We start from the raw sequence: 23708 nt of genomic DNA on the forward strand, positions 1-23708 counted from the left end.
GGGATGCTCCTATTTCTTAGTGTCAGTATTTGTGCGGTTATTATCACTACTAGGCTGATTTTCAGCGGAGTCTTCAGTAGACTCTGTCACGTCTTCTTTTGGCAGATATTTATCAATAGCAGCTTGACGATGCTCCGCGTCTGCTAACGGGAACCCTAACTTGGCTCTTGCTTCGACATACCCAAAGGCTACTTTACGCGCCAGCGTTCGCACGCGCAAAATAAAGCGCTGACGCTCAGTGACCGAAATCGCGCCGCGAGCATCGAGCAAGTTAAAAGCATGCGAGGCTTTGAGCACCATCTCATAAGCGGGCAACGGTAGGCCTGCATCGACTAATTTATCCGCTTGCTCTTCATAAAAGTCAAAGAACTCACTCATCTTCGGCACATCAGCGTGCTCGAAGTTATAAGTCGACTGCTCCACCTCGTTTTGATGAAACACATCGCCATAAGTCACGCGGCCAAATTCGCCATCTGCCCAAACCAAGTCATAGACGCTATCGACGCCTTGCACATACATAGCTAGGCGCTCAAGACCGTAGGTAATCTCACCGGTGACTGGGAAGCACTCGATACCACCGACTTGCTGGAAGTAGGTGAACTGAGTGACCTCCATACCGTTAAGCCAAATCTCCCACCCTAGGCCCCACGCGCCAAGCGTTGGCGACTCCCAGTTGTCTTCTACAAAGCGAATATCATGCACTAAAGGATCGATACCGATGGCACGTAAAGAGTCTAAATATAGCTCTTGTATATTGGGCGGATTGGGCTTGAGCACCACTTGAAACTGATAATAATGCTGCAAGCGATTAGGGTTATCGCCGTAGCGGCCATCGGTCGGACGGCGCGAAGGCTGTACGTAAGCCGCATTCCAGCGCTCAGGGCCTAACGAGCGCAAAAAAGTCGCGGTATGAAAAGTCCCTGCCCCGACTTCCATATCATAAGGCTGCAATACCACGCAGCCTTTGGATGCCCAAAAGTTTTGTAGGGTCAAGATCAAATCTTGAAAACTCATCGGTTTAGAGTCTTTGCGGGAGTTGTCATTATTAGAAATATTATCTTGGGAGGTCATAAAAAAATCACTATGAAATAAGTAGGATTAGGGCGAGCTTACCTAAAAACAGTTAAGCTTTGCTAGCTTGTTCGGCTACGCCTCTATTAACCTGCTTACCTTACTAAAAAATTGCCATTTTATCCATATATACAGTAACTATATTTATAGTATTACCTATAGCATCATATGTAATATCTACGCTGGCTAGGCGTCGCGTATTAAAGTTCAACCGATGATGACAGGTATAGTCAATTCTAAATAAAGTAGAGAGATAGTTTTTAGGCGCGGAACGGGTATGAATTTTACTGGCGTGCTGTGCCTATGCAGACAGATGCTGCATAACTAATAGTTAAACAAAAGCATCCCAATCCCGCTATATCGTTTTTACAATGAACTCACTACATCAGTGCATAAATCAGCAGCGCATAAATCAGTATACACGGCACAACAAAAAAATACCCAAATGCGTAAGCATCTGGGCAGGAGGAAAAGTGTGATACCGGTATCCTGTTGTATCAGGCTTTTTGTTTTTTATAAGACACTATCGCTACTCTATTTTTATTATTATAGGTTTAAGCGTTACTGTTTATTTTGACTGCATTACTTTTAGAACTGTAGTACTTGTTTAACCCAAATACTTTTAAATTTGATATTTTTAGCTTTAGTAACTTTAAAATGGGTACTTCTTTCACTACATCTAACTACTGATAGGACTGAGGAGTTGCTTTTGGCATAACAATCCATAATATGATGTAAATCAAAATCCCTGGGACTGCTGCACTAAGTGAAGAGATAATAACAAACAACACTCTTACCCAAGTCGGTGACCATCCTAAATACTGAGCGATACCGCCCATGACACCTGCGATCATTTTATTGTTTCGCGAACGATGCAGTTTAACTAACTTACTCAAAGTTTGTACTCCTTCTCGAGCGATTTAACTTGTAAATAAGTATAGCAAGTATTCGCTATTTATCTGTTGATGCTTTAAGCGTGCTTTGTGACTTTATGATAATCAAAGTTGCCGTAATCTGTCATAAAGCGCGGTAACTGCCTGATTTTAAATAGTTATTTCAAAATGTTTCAAAAAAGGCCATGTTACGGGTTCTTTTCGCTGAGTTTACTGAGATGCTTATTTGCGACGATTATTATTAATTTCAACAACTTGCCTGCTTTCGCTACTCATTTTTCAAACTTTTACAATAACTCACCTGTATCTACGTCCAAAGCTTTATACCATGCTATTAATTTAACGCACAAACAGCGCCGTTTATATGATGAAGTTAGATAGGAGATATAATGATTGATTCCGGTTTAATGATTGGGCATTTTCAGCCACTACATTTAGGACAAATGCGCAGTATCTTAGCAGCAGCAGGACAAGTCAAAAGCCTTTATATCGTTATCACTTCCCATCCGGCGCCGCATCCAGATTTTGATATTACCTTAAAGGACAAAGCGCGCTGGCTACAGATGGCTTGTGCGGACTTGCCCTTTATTCATCTGCATATCTCTGAGGAGATTGCGCTACCTATCCATGATGATTTTAGCGATGTTGCTATCGATGTCACTGAAACTCAGGCCAAACTCACTTATATCGCCCATGAGTTAGAGCTACCTGATGATACCGCATTATTTGTCGCAGAGAATCATCCTATCGCGCAAGAGGCGGTCAAGTCTCAACTGAGCATGCCGGTCTTAACGACACCGCTACAGTCAGAGTTTAACTCTTATGCCATCGCAAGCCACCCTATCGCAAATTGGGCCGCGATTCATCCAATAGCGCGTGCCAACTATACCAAGACTGTCGCTATCGTCGGCGGTGAGAGCTCAGGCAAAACCACTTTGGTACATAAGCTTGCCAATTACTACGGCGCAAGCTTTGCGCTAGAGATGGGTAGACTTTATGTCGTGACTGACCTGGGTGGTAGTGAGCTTGGTCTGCAATATAGCGATTACGGCCCTATCGCGCTTGATCATGCCGAGGCTATTCGCCAAGCTAAGATCAATGCGACCGCGCCGGTGACTATCGTTGATACTGACTTTGTGACTACGCAAGCGTTCTGTGAAGAGTATGAAGGCCGTACTCATCCTTTCGTTGACGCTTGTATTAATGAGTTTCGGTTAGACTATACGGTGATGCTCGATAATAATACACCTTGGGTCGATGACGGTATGCGCTCGCTAGGTAGCGCGGAAGCTCGCGGCCGCTTCGAGCAGCTGCTATTAGACATCTTTGCTCGCCATAACATTGAGCCGCACCTTATCGACGCGCCAAATTACGATACTCGTTATCATGAGGCTGTGGCATTTATCGATAAGTATATCTACGGCAAAGCTTTGTAGAATAGACGAGATAACAGCAGCGCTATTTATAACGTCACAACCCTATAGCTCTACGACTCTAACAAGCCTCATAAACGATTTAATAACTAACCTCAGACTTAAAGGACAACCACTCTATGCGCATTCAGTTACTGGACAATATCACTGGCAAATGGTCGTTACAATGGATCATTATCTGGTTTATCTCAGGAGTCTTAGCGCTGAGTGCGGGGTTTTGGCTCACCACTGAGCACAGCACTTTGGACTGGTTTTATTTAGCGGTGTCTTTTATTGGTCTGATCTGCGTGGTGTCGTTATCCTTTCGCAAAAACGTCGCAGGCAACGGTTTTGGTATGGCGGCGACCGCTGGTGAAGTGGTGGTACAAGGTACGGCCGGCTCCGTTGGTCTGATGCTCGCGCCACTATTTAACTTTTTCACCCACCTTTACGGTCTGTTTTATTGGTCAAAGAATACCGATGCTGACGGCGATATGATACCCAAATCCGCCAATAAGTGGGTTTGGCTGATTACCATTACCTTTATGATCATCGGCTTAGCACTTTTCCCCACGGTGAACGCGCTACTCGCCAGCTACGGCTATGCCGTCGTCGAAAATGACAGTAGTTTATTTTTAGGGTTTATCTCCTTTTTTTGGATAAACGTCATCGCTTTTATTCTCTCTATCACCGCCCAAGCAGCGATGATATTACGCTACTCGTTTAACTGGTGGTTGTGGATTATCTCCAACTTCGTATGGCTCACAGTCAATCTGATGTCAGGCAATTATATCTTTGCGATTCAAACGATGGTTTATCAAGTCAACTCTTTTGTCGGGCTTTACGAGTGGTATCGCAGCGAACAAGACGCCGCTAAAGCGTCATAATAACGGTTAAAGCAAGCGGTTATGACGCGAGGGTCTACGCGATAAAGTGGTAGAGCACTATAAATAATGCTACAACTAAAGATATCGCAGCTCTTTAATTCTATTCATCAAATGACTAACAAGGAGGTTAGGATGTCTCGTAATAAAAAACGTTTATCGAAACGCTCGCTTGAGCAGTGGCTTAGCGAATATTCGGTCAGTCACCAAAACTTAATCAATAAAAAAATCCACTGGATGGCAGTGCCGACTATTTTTGTCAGTATCTTAGGCATGGGTATGTCGCTATCGGTTTGGATTACCTTAGTGCTTAGTGCCTTAGTGCTGCTATTTTATATGCAGCTCTCAACGCCATTATTTTTAGCGATGGGTATCTTTATCTTGATTTGCTTATCAGTAATGGCAGTACTACCTATCGGTTTTAAGGTCTGGGCTAGTATCTTCGTGGTTGCTTGGATCGGTCAGTTTGTCGGTCATAAAATCGAAGGCAAAAAACCCTCTTTTTTTGAAGATTTGCAGTTCTTATTAATTGGCCCAGCTTGGGTGGTCAATAGCTTAATGGGCGGCAAAAATAAACAAACGGCTTAGAGTAACTACTGTAGTCAATACTCTTTAAAAATATATGGCGCTGCTGGGTGAAATATAAGATCTGATAAAGTTTTATTTATTTAACTCAGAGTCTGCACGCCGCCGCCAGTGACGATAGCGGTCTTGCCGGACAGGTCAAACAGCTCATCAAAGCTTTTTTCTTTAAATTCTGGCATAAAAAGCTCCTATTTTAATTAGGATTTATTATTAGGTAGGCTTGTATTAACGACTATCTTAAGTCTGTAGATCGAAAACTTATATTGCAGATATCGCTTTAAAAGTTACTCATTTATTATGCCGTGCGAACCTCAAGTAGATATGGCAAGTTGACTGACTTTTGTAGCCTTAGCACTTCTGAGTATTGCTTCTCATTATTTTTATATCAGATTCTTTTAGAAAAATTCGCAAAACACAGACAAAAAAAACCCTCACTATTTATATAATAGTGAGGGTTTTTGCTATGTCTTGTATAAAAGACAGTAGCCATATTTGGAGCGGGATAAGAGATTCGAACTCTCGACCCCAACCTTGGCAAGGTTATGCTCTACCACTGAGCTAATCCCGCATAAATCAAAGCGTATCGTTAATAAATATTAATGACTACGTCTCGATAGGATGGCTATTTTAGCAACTATTTTGCTGGTGTCAATATATTTTTTTAAATTTTGCTTGTTTTAATTACGTTTGGCACCGCTAAACTGCCGAATATTCAGTTATCTCTTTGATAATCTAGCGATTATTTATTAGCGCATCTTTTAAGTTTAGCTGGGATCTTTTTATAACCTTTAGGCTCTATCCAGCTATCACCTATTATTTATGACAGAGATGTACTTACATTTGCACGTAGTAATGTTACTTTTACTGCACTAGTCTTGTGACAGTAGGCTTATTATACTATGGCATATCTTAGATTAGATTTGCGAGACTTTAACTTTGTATTATTTTAATAAGTATTAATTATTAACAGCGAGGATGTTTATTATGAAAAAATTGCTCACTACGTCACTGATGGCGGCTTCATTATCGACACTGGGACTGGTTGGCTGTACGAGCACTACCAATACAGGCGCTGTCGGCGTCGATCGTCAGCAGCTATTACTGGTCTCTGATGAAGAGGTGCTACAACTCTCTGCCAAAAGCTACAATCAAGTGCTACAAAAAGCGCGTCAAGAGCGGGTATTAGATACCAATCCAGCACAGTTACAACGCCTAAAAAGAATTGCTAATCGCTTAGTCGGTCAAGTTAGTGTTTATCGTCCTGATGCTGCTCAGTGGAACTGGGAGGTTCATACCATTAAGTCACAGCAGCTCAACGCTTCGGTATTACCAGGCGGTAAAATCCTGTTTTATTCTGGCATTATCGATCGCTTGAACCTAACTGATGATGAGATTGCTGCCATTATGGGTCATGAGATATCACACGCGCTACGTGAGCATTCTCGTGAACGTATTTCTCGCGAATATGCCACGCAGACTGGTATTGGCCTTGCTGCAAGTGTCTTTGGTCTCTCGCAAGGTCAAGCGCAGCTAGCGGGTCTTGCCGGTGATCTTGGTTTGAGCCGTCCGCATAGCCGCACCCAAGAGTCTGAGGCTGACCAAATCGGACTTGAGCTAATGGCACGTGCTGGTTACAACCCGCAAGCGGCTATCACCTTATGGCAAAAAATGCAGCGCGCTAGTCAAGGTGAGCCACCTCAGTTTTTGAGTACTCACCCGGCAAGCAGTACACGTATCTCACAAATGCAGGCATTAATGCCTAAAGTGATGCCACTGTATCAAAAAACGCGCCGTTAGTGGTTAATTCGAACAGTCTTAACAACAGGGCTTGGATACATTCATGCCCTGTTTTTTTGTGACTGCTGTTTCTGTTATAAAAAGCAGTCTCATAAAAGAGCAGTATCCTAATAGTTTGACAAAGAGCGCGTTTAGCACTTGTCAGCTTTGCTCTGGTATAATGCTTCCATCTATTTTTATCAAATCAGCACAGTGTTGACTATTGAAGGACTGTTATGACGACTACCGCCCCTACTGCTATCGCCCTTGAAGACAAGCTGCAAGAGTTACAGCCGCAATATCTAGACTTAGTCAATGAGTCAATGAATCATGCTGGTTACTTTGACGGTAAAGAGAGTCACTTCAAGCTAACGCTAGTTAGTGAAGCCTTTGCAGGCAAGCGTTTGGTTGCGCGCCATCAGCTTGTCTATCAGCTGGTAGATCCACTGCTAACCTCGCAAGGCGGTACTGTGCATGCGCTTGCGATCTACGCTTACACCCCTACTGAGTGGCAACAGCAAACCCAAAGCCCTGAGAGCCCGCTATGTGCAGGACAAAATAAATAAGCGCTGTCACTGCGCTAGATTCGCTTAGACTGACTAGTGCTGAGCTTACTCTACAAGGAATAAGATTCAATGAAACATCTACACATGCTATTAGTATTTATATTGATTGGGCTATTTATTTACCAGAGCGTTTTGGTGTTAAGCGCTAATCGCCGCGCGCCGCGTCCGGTTAAGATTGCCAATCACATATTATATGCCTTAGTGATAGTCACAGGGGCTTGGATGCTGATGCAATTGATGAGTGTGAACGCACCTGTACAGTGGGTGTTTGCCAAAATTATACTCTTAGTCGCCGCAATCAGTGCTAGCGCCAAATCTTTCAATATCAATGCTGCGCCAACTCAAAGTAAAGTCGGTATTCTTATCGCCGGCGTCGCTTATATAGGGATTGTCATCTTGGCGTATGCGAAACCTGCAAACTTATTTTAATATCATAAGCTCGCTATATTTGCTATCTTAAATACCTCCTACTGGTTCAACGGAGTTTTTATGAAAACCTTTACCGCAACAGCGTTACTTGCCACCGCTGGCATCTTTACGCTTTCGGGCTGTGCAACCAGTGGCAATCTCACCCCGCAGTATGTGCCGCCAAGCACTTATCAAAGCTACGACTGTCAAGCGCTCGCTCAAGAGTACAATCGCGTTGAGCGCTATGTCAATGCGACGCAAAAGCAGCAATCGAGCCTGTCGGCATCAGGAGTCGGCGTCGGTATCTCTGCTGGACGCTGGGGTATCTCGCCTAATATTAGCTTTGGCGTGGGTCGAAGTAACGATAGTAAAGCGCGTGATGCGAAGCTATCGCGTCTATACGGTGAAGCCGACGCTATCATTCAAACGGCACGTATAAAACGCTGTACCTTTGCCAATGGTATTAAGATTTATGGAGAGTAAGCTCTCTTTGATGTCTATTTTGACTTATAGATAATTAATGACTCTTTTAGCAAAAAGCCAATACGCTATCCACGTATTGGCTTTTTATGTGGTTTTGAATGTATTGAGTATTAAGTTAAGCGCTATCCTTGCAAGCTTTGCACCCACTGCACAATCTGATCTCTAGGCAGCGCTCCTGACTGGCGAGCGACTTCTTTCCCGCCTCTAAACGCCACCATCGTCGGTAGACTGCGAATGTTATAAGGCGCCGCTGCTTGCTCGTACTTGTCCGTTTGCAGCTTAGCAAACACCACTTGCGGCAGTTGCCCTGCCGCCTCTTTAAACTGCGGTGCCATCATCAAGCACGGCTGACACCAACTTGCCCAAAAGTCGACCACTGTCAACACTTCATTTTTTTGAATGACTTTATTTACCGTTTGCGCAGTTAGCTCCTGCGGGCTTGCTGTCAGTAAAGGCTTGGCGCATTTACCACAGTTGGGCGCTGCGCTAAGGCGATCGTTTGGCAGACGATTGGTCGCTTGGCAATTAGGGCAAACGATATGTAAACTCTCAGTACTCATAATTTAAGTCCTTCTTTATTAATTTTCTTTTATTAGTTTTATATCTTGCAAATGAAAAAACTTAGCTCAAATTATTATTCTAATATTTGTACAAATTTCCTTCTATAGCTTTTTCTTAGCCGAGCCGCTATAGACATAACTCATAGGCTTGGGTCCGGGTAAGTATTCCTCATTTAACTCCTCAAGAGTAAAACCGCCCGCTGTAATCAGTGCAGCAATATCACGGTCTAAATGACAGCCACCCGCCATAGGCTTCCATAGCGGCGTCAGACGGCGCTGCCAACGCTTGACGCTCGCATCAGGTGCAAGACCATGCTCACAAAATAGCAGCCGACCTTCAGGTTTGAGTAGCCGCGCCATCTCTGTTAGCGCCGGTATCGGATCATCAATGCTACAAAGCGTAAAAGTCATGACGATAGTATCAAAACGCGCGTGTTCTGCATCAATCTCATAGATATCCGCGGCGATGATCTCAATCGGAATAGCCATCTGTGCGGCCCGTTTATCAGCTAACGCCTGCATCTGCGCAGCAGGATCGATTCCGATGATAGAGGTCACTTGGCTGGCATCATAAAACTCTAAATTCAGACCGCTACCGATGCCGATCTCTAGCACCTCTCCTGTCGCTTGCGGCACGATATTGGCGCGCGCTTTCATCACTTGTCCGGTACCGCACGCCATATCGATCATCTTCGGGAGTACATAATGCTGATAAATATTCATGGTGTGCTTCCTCGAATTGGCTTGGGTCAGTTGTCATTTTAGCGATTAGCCTAGCGCATTAATAGGCACTTTTAGATAACGAGTACCATTGGACTCAGGCTTTGGCAACTGCCCAGCATCGATATTGACCTGTACTGAGGGGATAATTAATCTTGGCATGGCAAGGGTGGCATCGCGGCGCTCGCGCATCTGTACAAACTCCGCTTCATTGATACCGTCTTTGACATGAATATTACCGCGCTTTTGCGCAGCAACAGTGGTACTAGGACAATGCTGCCGACCTTGACTAGGATAGTCATGACACAGATAAATCATCGTCTCCTCGGGTAGCGACAACAGCTTCTGGATAGAGTGATACAGCGTCTTGGCATCGCCGCCAGGGAAGTCGCAGCGAGCCGTGCCGACGTCTGGGGCAAAGATAGTATCGCCGACAAACACGACACTCTTGTCACTATCAGTCGCCACATAAGCCATATCTGCAGGTGTATGCCCAGGTACGTGCATCACGGTAATGGCGATATCACCTAAAGTCAGAACCGTCGCCTCATCGGTCAAGATATCGAACTGGCTGGCATCGGTGCGAAAGCTCGTATCGAAGTTATAGACTTGCTTAAATATCTTTTGTACTTCAGTGATATATTTACCGATAACCAACTGGCCGCCAAGCTCATCTTTGACATGAATGGCCGCTGACATATGATCAGCATGCGCATGAGTCTCGATAATATAGACCAGCTGCCAGTTCTGCTCGCGCACAAACTCAAGCACTTCATCGATGCTATCTGTGCTGGTACTCCCCGACTTGGGATCAAAGTCCAATACCGGATCGATAATAGCGCAGAGCTGATGCGCGCTATCTGCTAAGACATGAGTATAAGTTTCGGTATCTTGATGTAAAAAAGAATGTACTTGCATGCTTACCTCGTTTATTGATGATTCGTTAAAAGCTGATTGTTTATTATTTTTATAACACTTAGCTCTATAACGGTAATATAACATCTATACTACTATTTATAAATTTATATAATGTAATTTATTATAATGTAGTTTATTATAAAGCGTCTTAGCTGATTAATGTTAGAATATAGATAATCAATCTTTGATAATGGCTCAATTTATATCAATAAGATAATCGTGATATCCCAAGGAGATTACTTGACTACTTCTACCTTAGATAAGAGGTCATCGATCCATACAGCGGACGATACCACGCAGGATTTGGCAGCGATTGACTTAGCCAAACAAATGCAGCAGTCTTCACAGCAAGCCAGCAAGCTACTCAAGTCGCTATCGCACCCCGATCGCTTATTGCTGCTATGTCAGTTGACCCAAGGTGAGTACTGCGTAAGCGAGCTTGAGACGTTGGTCGGTGTCGGTCAACCAAGCCTATCGCAGCAGCTTGGCATCTTGCGTAAAGACGAGCTAGTGGCGACGCGCCGCGAAGGTAAGCAGATTTACTACCGTATCGCCAGCGACGATGCTCTGGCAGTACTGCAGCTGCTATATGAGCGCTTTTGTGCCAAATAGCTTTGAGAGTATGAATGAACGCTAAGCTCTTTGTCGCTCCCATTTGCCACTGTATAAGCAACACTGTATTAGGATAATGGCGTACTGATATGGCCTCTATTGCCACTCGTCTCATACCCGCTTGGCTGCGTCACTATTCGTTTGCCACCCTGCCTGCTGATGTGATTGCCGGACTGGTAGTCGGCATATTAGTCATTCCGCAGAGCTTAGGTTATGCGGTGCTCGCCGGCCTGCCCCCTGTGTATGGTCTGTACGCGGCTATCGTGCCCGTTATCGTCTACGCGTGGATCGGCTCGAGCAATGTACAAGCGGTCGGCCCGGTGGCGATCACTGCGATTATGACCGCAAGCGCTTTGAGCACTTATGGTGATCAAGGGGCGGAGCAATATGTGCTTATGGCAAGCCTGCTCGCCCTCATGGTAGGCGCGTTATTATGGATTGCAGGCAGGCTTAAGCTTGGCTGGATTATGCAGTTTATTAGCCGCGGGGTCTCCGCAGGCTTCATCAGCGGCGCAGCAGTACTCATCTTTGTCAGTCAGCTCAAATACCTCACCGCTATCCCAGTCACTGGTAATAGCTTGATCGGCTACTTGTCAAGCATACAGCAGTTCGCGCAGCAGCTACACCCGCTAACCTTATTGATAGGTGTCATCTCCTTTGTATTACTAGTCGCCAACCGTTATGGCGGCAAGTGGCTTTGGCGCTCTTGGCTCTCAGCTAGGCAGGCTAAATGGGCGGAGCGCTTGTTTCCGCTTATTTTATTAATAGTTGCTATTATCTTGAGTGTCATCGGTCACTGGTCCGCACATAACGTCGCCACTATCGGTAGCATTCCGCATGGTCTGCCAAGCTTAACGCTACCGCATCTGCCAGACTGGCGTGAAGCGGCTAATCTGCTACCAACCGCAGGACTGATGGCGCTGATTGTCTTCGTCTCTAGTAGCTCAGTGGCCAGTACCTATGCCCGACTGCGCGATGAGCGCTTCGATGCCAATCGCGAGCTGACCGGCTTGGGACTGGCGAATATTGCAGGTGGCCTGTTTCAGAGCTTTGCAGTAGCTGGCGGCTTTTCGCGCACAGCTATCAATGCCGACTCAGGCGCTAGGACGCAACTGGCAAGCTTTGTCACCGTAGCCGTCATGGTCGCAGCTTTGCTATTTTTTGGTGATGTGCTGGCGCCATTGCCTTATGCGATTCTTGGCGCTATCATCATGGCCTCTATTATCGGGCTAATCGATATCGCAACCTTAAAATCGGCTTGGCAGCGCGATCGCTTAGATGCCGCGAGCTTTATCGCCGCTTTTGCAGGGGTGTTGATATTTGGTCTTAATACCGGTCTAGTCATCGGCCTAATGGTATCTTTTGCTAGCCTAATTTGGCAGTCGAGTCATCCGCACGTGGCTATCGTTGGGCAATTGGCGGAGACTGGACACTTTCGCAATATTCATCGTCATAGCGTCGTCACTTATGAGCATCTATTGATGATACGTATCGATGAGAGTTTATTCTTTGGTAATACCGACTCTATCCATCGCCGCATTCTGCAAGCGACCAAGGACTATAGCGACGCCCGTGAGATTATCCTGATTATGTCAGCGGTCAATCATATTGACCTCACCGCGCAAGAGATGCTGATTACCTTAAATAGAGAGCTTGCCGCTGATGATAAGCATCTGCATTTTAGCTTTATCAAAGGGCCTGTAATGGATAAGATTGAGCATACGCCGCTGATTACTGAGCTGTCAGGGCAAGTGTTTTTGAGTACCAATGCGGCGGTAAACGCGCTAAAAGATCTGTAATCATTCAGTTTTTTAGTAATGGTGATACTTTATTGCTATTATAGTCTTATATCTTATGTTGCATATTATTTGACAATACACCGTTACTTACGTCACTTACCACGTTTGGCCTTATTCAACTTTATCTAGATAACCGACTGAAATTATGACTGACAATCTTACGATTTATAAGCAAATATACCCATCGCAATGCGCGAAACTTGCCCAGCTTGGCTATCGCTCAGTCATCAATATTCGCCCTGATGATGAACAGGTGAGCCAGCCGACAAGCCTTGATTTAGCAAGTGCTAGTGAGCAAGCTAATTTGGCTTATGAGTATCTGCCGTTCGATGATGAGCGTCTAAGTACGCTGACCGTCGAGCAGTTCGCGCGCTTTTATCATGCCTGCCCCAAGCCGATATTAATGTTTTGCGGCACGGGCGTACGCGCCAAACTCTTATATCAGAGCGCCTTGATGCAAGGTCTACTATAACCGTTACATAGCGTATCTTTTATTTTAACGCTATTCATCCTACTCTCTACCCTGCTTATTGACTATTTTATTCCTTAAACCTTTCAACCTTTAATATCGACAATAAAAAAGGAGCTCGCATGAGCCACCAAATCAGTATCACCGGTCAAATCACCCCAGACCAAGTGCCTATGATCGCCGAAAACGGCTTTAAGACCATTATCAATAACCGTCCTGATGGCGAAGAACCCAACCAACCGACCAGCGCTGATATTGAGGCCGCTGCAAAGGAGGCAGGACTGGCCTATAAAGAGATCTCGTTTGCCGGTAGTGAGCTCAATCAAAACCATGTCGAAGAGTTTGCCGACTTTTTTAATCAAGCTGAGCAGCCGATCTTAATCTTTTGCCGTACGGGCAATCGCTCAACCGGCATTTATGAAGCGGCGAAGCAGATGGATTTATTAGATGATTGATAGTATTCATAAGCACCTCATATGATAGTAATAAAAAACGCCCGTTCAGATCTGAATGGGCGTTTGCCGTTATGGCCATCTCGATATTCTAACTCAAGCAGATGCAGCTAGGTTTTTAAGGTGTAATGGACAAAATTCATAAATCAGCGTCTTATTTTTTATTTTGCAAAAGGGATATGCGGTCAGTTGCTATCAGCACGACTATAGTTGCTTAAATGGGCTTATAGGTCAATAGCAGTCTATTATTTAATCCGTTGTATGACAGGGGCGGTTTGAGAGCGTGAATCGATTATGTGTGTTTGGCACTATGTCTCAAACACAGTTGGCTAGAAACGCATGGCGTAATGAGCTACAAAGTTTATGAAAAAAACCACCTCAAAAGAGATGGCTAATTTTTAAGAACCAATATAAAACCTACTGCATTACTCAGACTATTTCTTCTGATCCAATGCTTCTTTCACCGCCTCTTTACCCCAAGCGCTGAGGTCAATATCCAACTTCTCATACTCTTGCGCATCGAATAAAGGCTCTTTGACCCCAGCTTTTAATTGTCTTGCAAAGTCATTGAGCAAACGCTTGGCTCGCGGGAATAACATAATCAATGCCAATAAGTTGGCTAGCGCCAGTACGCCCATGAGAGGATCAGCGAAGAAGAACACAGTGGTTGCCGCTGGCGCAACTGCACCGACGAATAATATCGCAATAACCACAATGCGTAAGACCAAAGTCGCCATTTTGATATTCTTTTTGACCAAAAAGTTAATCGCATTTTCGCCCATATAATAATTATACATAATAGAGCTGAGGGCGAATAACAATAACGCTATGGTCAAGATATACTGTGACCAATCGCCAAGCTGATTACTCAATGCTTGCTGCGCCAGTACAATACCATCTACTTCAGCCCCTGACTGATATACTCCGCTCAATAAAATCATAAACGCCGTTGCACTACACACTACAATCGTATCAATGAACACCGATAACGACTGCGAGATACCTTGGCTCACAGGATGCGTGGCATACGCAGTGGCTGCAACATTGGGCGCAGAGCCCAAACCTGCCTCATTAGAGAAGAGGCCACGCTTCATACCTTGCTCAATCGCCACACCAATACCACCGCCCACGACAGACTCGATACCAAAAGCATTTTTTACAATCAAAACCAACAATGCCGGTAATTCTGTAAAGTTCAGCCCTATGATAATAAGCGCCATAGCGATATAGATGAGCGCCATCACAGGAATGACCACATCGGCGACTTTAGCAATACGCTGGATGCCGCCAAAGACAATAAAGCCACCTGCAATCACCAATACTACGCCCGATATCCAACGCTCAATCCCAAAGCTTTCAAGCGCAGAACCGGCAACCGTATTACCTTGGAACGCCACAAACCCAATGGAAAAAGACAATAGCAAGGAGATAGCATAAATGACCGCGAGCCAACGATAATCTTTACCCAAGCCATGTAAGATATAAGTCGCAGGACCACCGCGAAAATTCCCATCAGCATCTTTACGCTTATAGAGCTGAGCCAAACTACACTCAACAATACTGGTCATCATGCCAATCAAGGCGACGACCCACATCCAAAATACAGCTCCCGGACCACCCAAAGAAATGGCCACGGCAACGCCCGCGATATTACCGCCACCGACACGTCCACCGATAGAGACCAGCAAGGCCTGACGAGCGGAAATACCCTCGTCTCCTACCTCATCCGTCTTAAATACCTTAAACATGCGCTTAAAATATCTAAATTGGGCAAACCTACCTACAATAGTAAATAATAGTCCAAAAATTATGAGCATTGGGATGAGCGCCCAACCCCATGTTAAGTCGCCAATTTGAGTAAAAAATGCTTCAATATATCCCATGGCTGCTTCCTCAAATTAAATGATGCCTCGGTAGGTTTTTTGATACTGGTATTGCATCAAAAGCATTACAGTAGAAATGCGCTCTAATACCAACAATACTACTTTTTTGAATAAAAGCTACCTTATTTTGTCGATTAAATAAACGCTTTTCTATGACAGATTAATCCTTATATAAAATCCATAAAAAAAACCACCTCAAAAGAGGTGGTTTATGTTTAAAGCTCATATATCACTTACTGCATCACCAAATACTCAAATGCACTTAAGGCGGCTTTACTACCCTCGCCCCGAAGACCGTTAAAAAAACCGTCTGGGAGACGGTTTTTAGGGCTGAGCCACTCAAGCTATGCTTGAGAGTGGGCTCTTTGATATTAAGCGTAAACTTACTGCATAACCAAGTATTCAAATGCACTTAAGGCGGCTTTACTACCTTCGCCCATAGCAATATTGATCTGCTTAAAGGGGACTGTGGTCACGTCACCACAAGCAAAGATGCCTTTGCGGTCAGTGCGGCAGCGCTCATCAATTTCAATCTCACCAAAGCGATTTAGATCGACAAAGCCTTTGACAAAATCCGTGTTTGGCACAAGACCAATCTGAACAAACACCCCTGACAAATCGCGCTCATGGGTCTCACCGGTGCTGCGATCTTGATAAACGATAGACGTTACCTTATTGTCAGTCGCTTTGATCTCTTGAGTGGCCGCATTGGTGATAAACTCGATATTGTCTTTTTCTTTGGCTTTATTAATCAGCACCTGATCGGCTTTGAGGTCGTCTGCAAACTCAAGCACCGTCACATGATTGACAATACCCGCTAAGTCCAGTGCTGCCTCGACACCTGAGTTACCACCACCGATGACGGCGATGTCTTTACCTTTAAAGAACGGGCCATCACAGTGAGCACAGTAAGCCACGCCTTGACCGATGTTTTCTTCTTCGCCTGGTACACCAAGCTTACGCCACTGCGCGCCAGTCGCAAGGATGATACTGCGCGTCTCAAAGCTCTCACCGGTGTTTAGATGAATGCTGTAATTTTCCTCGACCGTCTCACCGATTTCTTTGACACTGACGTGCTCTTTTAGGGTAATGTTGTACTCACGCAAGTGTTTTTCAAAGTTGGCTGACAACTCGTTACCCGTAGTCAACGGTACAGAGATCAGGTTCTCGATGTCCTGCGTGTCTTTGACCTGACCACCGATACGATCAGCCACCATAGCGACTTTTAGACCCTTACGCGCGGTATAAATCGCGGCGGCAACACCAGCGGGACCGGCACCAATGATCGTGACGTCTTGCTGCTCTAGTTGCTCGCTATCATCGCCGCCCTCGCTTAGTAGATCAGGGAACTGCTCTTGTAGCTTCTCAATCAGTTTAGCGGTATCGATAAGACCATTAGCGAACGGTTTACCGTTTAAGAATACGGCGGGCACGCCCTGAATATTATTGGCTTCGACTTGCTCTTGGAACAGTGCGCCATCGATCATCTCGTTACTGATATTATCGTTTAGTAGGGCGAACTGATTTAATGCCTGCACTACTTCTGGGCAACTGTGGCAAGATAACGATACATAAGTCTGAAACTCTAGCGGCTTATTAAAGCGCTTCACGAGCTTCTGGATACCTTCGTCAAGTTTGAGCGTATGACCGCCGGCCTGCAAAATAGCTAAAATCAGTGAAGTAAATTCGTGACCGCCTGGAATACCACTAAAGACGATACCGTTATCGACAACTTCACCATCGATATGACTACGTACTGCAAAGCTGATTGGGCTTGGTAAGCTGCTATCGATATAGTCTGCTTGGTCCAGCTCAAACTTAATCTTATCCGTTGTTCCAGCGATTTTGGTCAAAAAATCAACTAGCTCAGCGCGCTTTTCGTGCTCGCCTGTACCTAGTACGAAGCTAATAGGACGAGTCATATTTTCGCTATAGCTTTTTACTGCATCTAATAAACTTTGGTCTATCATAATCAATCCTTATTTTCATAATATAAAAAATACTAAGTTCATTTGCTTAAAGTTAAAGTATTGGGCTAATTCAGCTTTATTCTTAGCTGGCTAATACGCTATTACTCTTATGCCCCTAACTGTTGATAAAGCTATTATCGGACGTTTTAGGACCATGGACAAGCGGATAAAGTCAAACCATATGTTTTATAAAACAAATCATAAGATATATATCATCTAGTAATTTAAACCTATTATTAATAAATCACCCTAGAACCCACCCTGTTATTTCGCTACAATCGAGAGAAGTGCTAAGAAAAACGACTGTTTTTAGGAGTAGTCACTCTAATAAATGCAGTGCCTTTATACCAGTAACTCTTGGCGCTTTAGAGTCTTAAATTCATTAATGGTTTTAATCATTATGCGTGGACGGTCGTTTATAACGACTTGACGCTTACTAACAAGGATGAAAACATGAGAAAGACTGATACCCTGCAAGATAATAGAGAGATTATTGACGAGCTTAGACAAAAAGATAGCCACTTCGCGGTGATATTTGATGAGCATACTCAGCTCGACGAGCAAATTAATAGGCTAGAAAAAGACCGCGTCACGCAAGCGAGCTGGGACGATGAGATTGAACAGATGAAACGACGAAAGCTGCAACTCAAAGATGAGATTTATAGAGTCATTGAGAAAAACCAACTACAGTCACATGTTTAATGACGATTTAAAACCAATAAAAACTTTTTTTAGGTTATAAAGATTTTTGGTGATAGAGAGTAGTAGATAACGATATGAAAGCCCTCATCACACTATGCTGATGAGGGCTTTATTATCAGCATAAATAACCTAAGATAAACATTGGGTAAAATCTGGTGTCAGCCTGTGGATGAGATGTAAAAAAAGACCCTATCAGCATCTGCTAATAGGGTCTTCATCTATAATACTGGTCAAATATAAGTAATGATCAGTGCTATAAAGTTATCTCAATAGTGTATCAACTACTTAGATTTTACCAACCAAATCTAGGCTTGGTTTTAGGGTTGCTTGACCTTGCTCCCAAGCGGCTGGACATACTTCACCGTCGTTGTCACGAACGTACTGAGCGGCTTTTACTTTACGTACCACATCTTTTGCACTACGGCCGATACCTAGGTCATGAATTTCAGCAACTTTGATGAGGCCATCTGGATCAACGATGAAAGTACCACGAAGCGCTGCGTTGTCTTCTTCGATCATGATGTTAAAACCACGAGTGATTTTACCAGTGCCATCACCCAACATTGGGAAAGTGACTTTGCCAATCGCTTCTGAAGAGTCGTGCCATGCTTTGTGCACAAAATGCGTGTCAGTTGATACTGAGTACACTTCTACGCCTAAGTCTTTTAGCTCTTGATAATGGTTTGCCATGTCTTCAAGCTCAGTTGGGCAAACAAACGTGAAGTCATGTGGATAAAACATGAATACAGCCCAATTGCCTTTGACGTCGTCTGAGGTGATAGTTTTGAACTCACCATTTACAAACGCTTCGGTTGAAAACTCTGGGATTTCTTGATTAATAATAGCGGCCATGAGTGGCTCCTTTTTGTGAAGTTTATGGTTACAAGATAATGATAGTTAATCGATGATTTCTATGTAGGAGCTAAAGTCATAAAGCGACCTACATTATAGTATCATGTAAGCGACTGCTAATAATTAATTGTTCAATTAATATTGCTGCCAGCTTTACCTATCTGGGTTACAAGACAAACTATACGCGAATTTCATGGTTAATCCAGTTAAAAGTTTTTAATTTGATGTTTTGTTTTATTAATCTTGTTAAACTATTCTATCCGCTGTTATTTGTAAAATAATGATACGTAAAGCGGCTATATCTATCGGTTTGTGAGCGATAAGATAAACCAATACTTCCGAAGAATTTTATATAAATGGTATTAGAGAGTCCCTATGATTACTTTACGTCAACTCGAGTTTGCCTTGGCCGTTGCCAAGCATCGTCACTTCAAGCGCGCTGCTGAAGACTGTAATATTTCACAGTCTGCGCTGAGTCTCGGTATCGCAGAGCTAGAAAAGCAGCTCGATACGCAAATATTTGAGCGTAATAACAAGCAAGTGCTGATTACCCCTATCGGGCAAGATATCTTGACACGCGCCCAGCGTATATTTTCTGAGGTCAATGATCTTACGACTCGCGCTCATAGTCATCAAGCGCCGCTAGCTTATCCGATGACGGTTGGCATCATTCCGACCATTGCGCCGTATCTATTGCCTAAAGTCTTGCCCGCTCTTCGCGCGCATCATCCTGAATTTCGCATGACGATCGTTGAGCAGCAAACCGAGCGCTTGCTCGAACAAGTGCGCTATGGTCATATCGATACCGCTATTATTGCACTGCCTTATGCGGTCGATGGACTACACAGCTTCGAGTTTTGGTCAGAGAACTTTTTTGCGGTATTCCCCAATGATGATGTACACGCCAAGCTTGATAGCATTAGCTCAGATGAGCTAGCGACCGCGAATCTGATGCTATTGGGCGAGGGTCACTGCTTAACTGATCAGACCTTATCCGTCTGTCATTTCGATCGCGCTGAGATGAAATCAAGTTTTTCTGATGCCAGTCTAAACACCCTAATTCAGATGGCGCTAGCGAATATGGGTACAACGCTGGTCCCTGAAATGGCGCTCGATCAGCTGCATCTACATAACCAAAACGCGGTCGCTGTGCCACTTGCCGAGGCCGGACCGCATCGTCACATTGCCTTTGTCACGCGTCTAAACTACGCTCGTGTCGATGACGTAAATCTACTGGGTAATGTGTTTAAACAAGCATTAGAAGAAGCGGCCAATAAGAGCTAAGCAAATATGACCGACCTCTTGCAAACCAGCTCTCGTCTTAGTCAATGCTTTGAGAAGCATCTACTATCGGCTACAAATAGCGATATTAAGCCTGCGCAAGCTCATGCGCTTTGGCAGGATATCGCCAATCGTTACAATGAGTCTACTCGCGCTTATCATACGCTCACACATTTGCAGCAGCTTTTTTGTCAGTTTGAGCAGATTAACCATAAGCTACAGCAGCCGGCTATTATTGCCTTAGCATTGTTTTATCATGACGTGATTTATGCGCCGATACGTAATGATAATGAGCTAAAAAGCGCTGAGTATGCAGTGCAAGTCTTAGATAAATATTTGACCTCTAAACAGGTTAAACGTATTTACGACCTAATAATGATGACTGCAGATCATCAGCTTACTGACCATGCCGACCTTGACGCCGCCTATTTGCTCGATATGGATTTATCTGTTTTAGGCGCAAGTTGGCCTGAGTATGAAGAATACGCTAAATCGGTGCGACAAGAGTATAGCCATGTGTCATTAGCCGAATATCGTACAGGAAGAATGGCGGTATTAAACAAACTATTGGCCCATCCAACGCTTTATCTAACTTGCTATTACTATGAGCGGCTTGAGACGCCAGCACGAGCGAACATCCAACGCGAGCTTACTTTGCTTGCAGCTTAATAAATAGCTCACTGCCTTGGCGCGCAGGGTGAGAGTTATAGCAAGGCTCCATGATTTCAATAGCAAAATGCGACTCAAAGCGCTGCTTATACTCTTCGACGTCACCGCCAAACGGTGGATGAGTATGGTCAAAACCCCTATCAAATAGCAACCCTACTAGCTTACCTTTTGGCTTTAATAAACCGGCCATCTGCTGTACATATTCGTCACGGCGCTGCGGGTTTATCGCACAAAAAAACGTCTGCTCAAGCGCCCAGTCAAACTGATAGCGCTCAGGTGATAATTCAAAAAAGTCGGCGCAGACTAAGTGCTCAGATGTAAAGTTAGGATAACGTCTAGCAAAGTCGGCAATCGGCGCAGGCGCAAAGTCTAATAACGTGACGTTAGTAAATCCTTGCTCATAAAGATAACCGACTTCATAAGCATTGCCCGCGCCCGGCACTAAGATAGCATCATGCTTTGCCGACTCAGGTAATTGGTCGATATAGGCTTTGAGCGGCGGTGATACCTGTCTCATATCCCAACCGATACTGTCGGTTTCGTAGCGCTGCTGCCAAAACTTGAATTGATTAACGTTATCCATAACCTAGCCTTTTTCTAAAACACATGAGACAAACAAAACAAAGATTTCGATAATTAATCTAACGTCCCGTCTTTACCTGCTAATGTATCATGCCACTGTTTATATTCCGGCATCGCTGTGGCTACCGTTTGCCAAAACTCACGGCTGTGATTAGCATGATGTAGATGACATAACTCATGGACGATGACGTACTCGCAGCACTCTATAGGATAAGCAGGCAAGTATACTGATAGCCAAATACGGCGTGCGCGCGTATTGCAACTGCCCCAACGCGTGTGCATTTTTTTAATACGCGTCTCTGCCGCTTCTGCCCCAACTATTGGCTGCCACTTCTCAAACAGCGCTGGCATAACTTGTAAAAGCTGCTGACGATAAAGCGCGATTTTTTTATCGTGACTGAGTATAAAGTCCTGCTGCTCGCCCCATAACCATAAAGGTTCAGCGAGTTTAGGTAAACCAGCTTGGGATTGTCGCTGCTGTTTACGTTGGTAATTTTCTAGCACTTGCGGATGGTGCGCTAATGCCCACGCGACACGCTTATCGATAAACTGCGCCATTTGTATGGTGCTTACAGATACTGGCACAGAGACGGTTAAGAGATTGGGTTTTAGCCGAAAGTTGATGTTTTTAACGCGTTTTTTACTGATTTGCAGCTCAATATTAGCTGCCGCCAAACGCTCGATAGCGCTTTGCAATAAAGGCGTCCTATGTTTATCAATGAGGTTTTGGCTAGGCACGGAGCACTCTCATAAAAGTGCCTGCAAATGATTGTCAAAAGACATTTTGTGCGTCACGCTATCAGTAGTGATAGCAGTGCGATCAGGGGTCAGTAAAGTCGTTATCTGCCCTTGCCCATCGCTGACAATAAAACCGCCTTGCTCGCCTACGCGCACTGACGCGCCTGCACAATCAGGCAAGGGCACTGAGTCTATCAGCTGGCGGGTGGTTACGTCATAAATAGCCGCGCAGCCGCCGATAGGCGTGGTCACACAGAGTAGATTACGCTCGCTGTTAACCGCGACGCTAGCGATATACTGATGGAAGCGCTGCCATTGGTTATTTGGCATAAATAAAGGTGCAAAGTCTGCGTCTCCGCGCTGATGCGTCAGCACTAACGGCACATTAATATGCCGCTCGCCTTGAAACTGCACCCCTATCATCACTGTGCCGTCATTATGTATAGCCAGATGACGAATACTCATCTGATTATGCTCAGGGGTGATTTGCTCTAGGAGCTTGCCTGTATAGCGATTGAGATAAACCAAAGACGGCTGCATGCTGTCTAGATTTAGCTCCTCGCGCGAGGCCTGCTCGGTTTTGATACCGCCATTAGCGACGATTAAAGTCTCGCCATCAGGATGCATAATCAGCTCATGCGGACCGATACCATGTGAGTCAAATTCGCCCGTTTTTTGATAGCCATTAGCAGCGTTATAAATGCCTATTTTACCCTCTAAGCTGACCGTATCGTTTTCGGTAATATATAGCTGGGCGCCATCCGAACTATAGCAAGCATGACCATAAAAGTGCCGATCGGTAGCGGCTTTGATAGTGTGTTTGACTTGCCCCTTTGCGGTATCTAGCACCCAAAAGCCTTCACTAGGACGGCGACCCATGACGACCACATCGCGCGATTGGGTGTTTTTGGTAGCCATAGGCTGCACCACGATATCGTGCACGCGCTCAGGCATAGTGGTTTGCCAGACGAGTTGCCGATCAGCGTCGATACCGACGACGCCAAAGTCATGATCATTGTCATTGTGCGTGTTTTTGCTATTAGCCAAGCTTACGCTTTTAGGCATTGCTGCCACTCCGCTCACCCAGCAGACTGGGCGCGGTAACATAGTGGTGGTATGACGTTCAGCTAGCGCATTTGCCTTATCCTCAATAATTACCGCTTGCGCGCTATTATCAGGATAATTTTGATAAGCCAACTTTGCTTGCTGATAAGCGTACTGTAGGCGCGGTAGTGGTGCTGATGAATGCATTTTAGCGCTGATGCCAATCACATAGTCTTGCAAACGCGCTTCTGGCTGTCGCTGCTTACGATAATAATGATGCACGCCAACTATCGCCGCTGTCGCAGTCACAGTCGCGGATAGAGTTCTCAAAAAGTCATTAGAAGCCGGATTCGACGTTTTATTTTGCATTACTATTTCT

The 23708-nt window shown here is 44.7% G+C and carries 25 protein-coding genes and 1 tRNA gene; 14 read left to right on the plus strand and 12 right to left on the minus strand.

Going from position 1 to position 23708, the window contains the following annotated elements; translation table 11 throughout:
- Positions 1-9: 9 nt before the first annotated feature.
- On the minus strand, positions 10-1014 hold the full coding sequence (gene glyQ, locus W234_RS0103275; protein WP_025644706.1) for a glycine--tRNA ligase subunit alpha: 1005 nt from the start codon (positions 1012-1014) through the stop codon (positions 10-12).
- Between the two features lie 740 nt (positions 1015-1754).
- The gene (locus W234_RS0103280) at positions 1755-1967 is read right to left on the minus strand and encodes a PspC domain-containing protein (RefSeq protein WP_025644708.1); all 213 of its coding nucleotides are present in this window, start codon (positions 1965-1967) and stop codon (positions 1755-1757) included.
- A 386-nt stretch (positions 1968-2353) separates the two neighbouring features.
- Here W234_RS0103280 and nadR point away from each other — a divergent pair, with 386 nt between their 5' ends.
- The 3 genes from nadR to W234_RS0103295 all read left to right on the plus strand — a co-directional run bounded on the left by nadR (position 2354) and on the right by W234_RS0103295 (position 4848).
- Positions 2354-3400 (plus strand): multifunctional transcriptional regulator/nicotinamide-nucleotide adenylyltransferase/ribosylnicotinamide kinase NadR, encoded by a 1047-nt coding sequence (gene nadR, locus W234_RS0103285; protein WP_025644710.1) that lies wholly within the window; start codon positions 2354-2356, stop codon positions 3398-3400.
- A gap of 116 nt (positions 3401-3516) precedes the next feature.
- A complete protein-coding gene (gene pnuC / locus W234_RS0103290; protein ID WP_025644712.1) occupies positions 3517-4263 on the plus strand; it encodes a nicotinamide riboside transporter PnuC in 747 nt (248 codons plus the stop codon).
- A 132-nt stretch (positions 4264-4395) separates the two neighbouring features.
- On the plus strand, positions 4396-4848 hold the full coding sequence (locus W234_RS0103295; protein ID WP_025644714.1) for a DUF962 domain-containing protein: 453 nt from the start codon (positions 4396-4398) through the stop codon (positions 4846-4848).
- Between the two features lie 490 nt (positions 4849-5338).
- Here W234_RS0103295 and W234_RS0103305 read toward each other — a convergent pair.
- Positions 5339-5413, minus strand: a tRNA-Gly gene (locus W234_RS0103305).
- 416 nt (positions 5414-5829) lie between these two features.
- Between W234_RS0103305 and W234_RS0103310 the strand changes: the two genes are divergently transcribed.
- The 4 genes from W234_RS0103310 to W234_RS0103325 all read left to right on the plus strand — a co-directional run bounded on the left by W234_RS0103310 (position 5830) and on the right by W234_RS0103325 (position 8078).
- Positions 5830-6642, plus strand: a complete 813-nt coding sequence (locus W234_RS0103310; protein ID WP_025644716.1) for a M48 family metallopeptidase — start codon at positions 5830-5832, stop codon at positions 6640-6642.
- Between the two features lie 215 nt (positions 6643-6857).
- Positions 6858-7187: a BolA family protein gene (locus W234_RS0103315; protein ID WP_025644718.1), complete on the plus strand. Its 330-nt coding sequence runs from the start codon at positions 6858-6860 to the stop codon at positions 7185-7187.
- A gap of 69 nt (positions 7188-7256) precedes the next feature.
- Positions 7257-7616 (plus strand): SirB2 family protein, encoded by a 360-nt coding sequence (locus W234_RS0103320; protein WP_025644720.1) that lies wholly within the window; start codon positions 7257-7259, stop codon positions 7614-7616.
- A gap of 60 nt (positions 7617-7676) precedes the next feature.
- The gene (locus W234_RS0103325; RefSeq protein ID WP_025644722.1) at positions 7677-8078 is read left to right on the plus strand and encodes a hypothetical protein; all 402 of its coding nucleotides are present in this window, start codon (positions 7677-7679) and stop codon (positions 8076-8078) included.
- Positions 8079-8200: 122 nt separating this feature from the next.
- Here W234_RS0103325 and trxC read toward each other — a convergent pair whose 3' ends face one another.
- The 3 genes from trxC to W234_RS0103340 form a co-directional block, all read right to left on the minus strand.
- Positions 8201-8638, minus strand: coding sequence for a thioredoxin TrxC (gene trxC / locus W234_RS0103330; RefSeq protein ID WP_025644723.1), 438 nt, complete (start codon positions 8636-8638; stop codon positions 8201-8203).
- 102 nt (positions 8639-8740) lie between these two features.
- Complete coding sequence (locus W234_RS0103335) at positions 8741-9361, minus strand: class I SAM-dependent methyltransferase (RefSeq protein WP_025644724.1); 621 nt, start codon at positions 9359-9361, stop codon at positions 8741-8743.
- Between the two features lie 45 nt (positions 9362-9406).
- Complete coding sequence (locus tag W234_RS0103340; protein ID WP_025644725.1) at positions 9407-10276, minus strand: MBL fold metallo-hydrolase; 870 nt, start codon at positions 10274-10276, stop codon at positions 9407-9409.
- A gap of 240 nt (positions 10277-10516) precedes the next feature.
- On the opposite strand from W234_RS0103340, the gene W234_RS0103345 reads away from it, so the two are divergent.
- From W234_RS0103345 to W234_RS0103360, 4 genes are all read left to right on the plus strand, one after another.
- Positions 10517-10888, plus strand: coding sequence for an ArsR/SmtB family transcription factor (locus tag W234_RS0103345; RefSeq protein ID WP_413771570.1), 372 nt, complete (start codon positions 10517-10519; stop codon positions 10886-10888).
- A gap of 89 nt (positions 10889-10977) precedes the next feature.
- Positions 10978-12687 (plus strand): SulP family inorganic anion transporter, encoded by a 1710-nt coding sequence (locus W234_RS0103350; RefSeq protein WP_025644727.1) that lies wholly within the window; start codon positions 10978-10980, stop codon positions 12685-12687.
- Positions 12688-12832: 145 nt separating this feature from the next.
- Positions 12833-13159: a beta-lactamase hydrolase domain-containing protein gene (locus tag W234_RS0103355; RefSeq protein WP_025644728.1), complete on the plus strand. Its 327-nt coding sequence runs from the start codon at positions 12833-12835 to the stop codon at positions 13157-13159.
- Between the two features lie 119 nt (positions 13160-13278).
- Positions 13279-13611 (plus strand): TIGR01244 family sulfur transferase, encoded by a 333-nt coding sequence (locus tag W234_RS0103360; protein ID WP_025644729.1) that lies wholly within the window; start codon positions 13279-13281, stop codon positions 13609-13611.
- 431 nt (positions 13612-14042) lie between these two features.
- On the opposite strand, the gene W234_RS0103365 is transcribed toward W234_RS0103360, so the two are convergent.
- Positions 14043-15491 (minus strand): alanine/glycine:cation symporter family protein, encoded by a 1449-nt coding sequence (locus tag W234_RS0103365; RefSeq protein ID WP_025644731.1) that lies wholly within the window; start codon positions 15489-15491, stop codon positions 14043-14045.
- Between the two features lie 383 nt (positions 15492-15874).
- Positions 15875-17461 (minus strand): alkyl hydroperoxide reductase subunit F, encoded by a 1587-nt coding sequence (ahpF, locus tag W234_RS0103370; RefSeq protein ID WP_025644733.1) that lies wholly within the window; start codon positions 17459-17461, stop codon positions 15875-15877.
- A gap of 453 nt (positions 17462-17914) precedes the next feature.
- Here ahpF and W234_RS0103375 point away from each other — a divergent pair, with 453 nt between their 5' ends.
- On the plus strand, positions 17915-18163 hold the full coding sequence (locus W234_RS0103375) for a YdcH family protein (RefSeq protein WP_025644735.1): 249 nt from the start codon (positions 17915-17917) through the stop codon (positions 18161-18163).
- Positions 18164-18448: 285 nt separating this feature from the next.
- Here the strand turns inward: W234_RS0103375 and ahpC are convergent, their stop codons facing one another.
- Complete coding sequence (gene ahpC / locus W234_RS0103380) at positions 18449-19015, minus strand: alkyl hydroperoxide reductase subunit C (RefSeq protein WP_025644737.1); 567 nt, start codon at positions 19013-19015, stop codon at positions 18449-18451.
- A gap of 375 nt (positions 19016-19390) precedes the next feature.
- On the opposite strand from ahpC, the gene W234_RS0103385 reads away from it, so the two are divergent.
- On the plus strand, positions 19391-20299 hold the full coding sequence (locus W234_RS0103385) for a hydrogen peroxide-inducible genes activator (protein WP_025644738.1): 909 nt from the start codon (positions 19391-19393) through the stop codon (positions 20297-20299).
- Between the two features lie 6 nt (positions 20300-20305).
- Positions 20306-20965 (plus strand): hypothetical protein, encoded by a 660-nt coding sequence (locus tag W234_RS0103390; RefSeq protein ID WP_025644740.1) that lies wholly within the window; start codon positions 20306-20308, stop codon positions 20963-20965.
- Here the strand turns inward: W234_RS0103390 and W234_RS0103395 are convergent.
- The 3 genes from W234_RS0103395 to W234_RS0103405 are packed head-to-tail and all read right to left on the minus strand — an operon-like array spanning position 20946 to position 23698.
- Entirely contained in the window at positions 20946-21548 is a 603-nt protein-coding gene (locus tag W234_RS0103395; protein WP_025644742.1) for a methyltransferase domain-containing protein, read from the minus strand. The genes W234_RS0103390 and W234_RS0103395 overlap by 20 nt on opposite strands.
- A 53-nt stretch (positions 21549-21601) precedes the next feature.
- Complete coding sequence (locus W234_RS0103400; protein WP_029374359.1) at positions 21602-22285, minus strand: M48 family metallopeptidase; 684 nt, start codon at positions 22283-22285, stop codon at positions 21602-21604.
- Positions 22286-22294: 9 nt separating this feature from the next.
- The gene (locus W234_RS0103405; RefSeq protein WP_025644746.1) at positions 22295-23698 is read right to left on the minus strand and encodes a DUF1513 domain-containing protein; all 1404 of its coding nucleotides are present in this window, start codon (positions 23696-23698) and stop codon (positions 22295-22297) included.
- Positions 23699-23708 lie beyond the last annotated feature (10 nt).

Source organism: Psychrobacter sp. TB15 (genome assembly GCF_000511655.1).
Classification (GTDB): domain Bacteria; phylum Pseudomonadota; class Gammaproteobacteria; order Pseudomonadales; family Moraxellaceae; genus Psychrobacter; species Psychrobacter submarinus.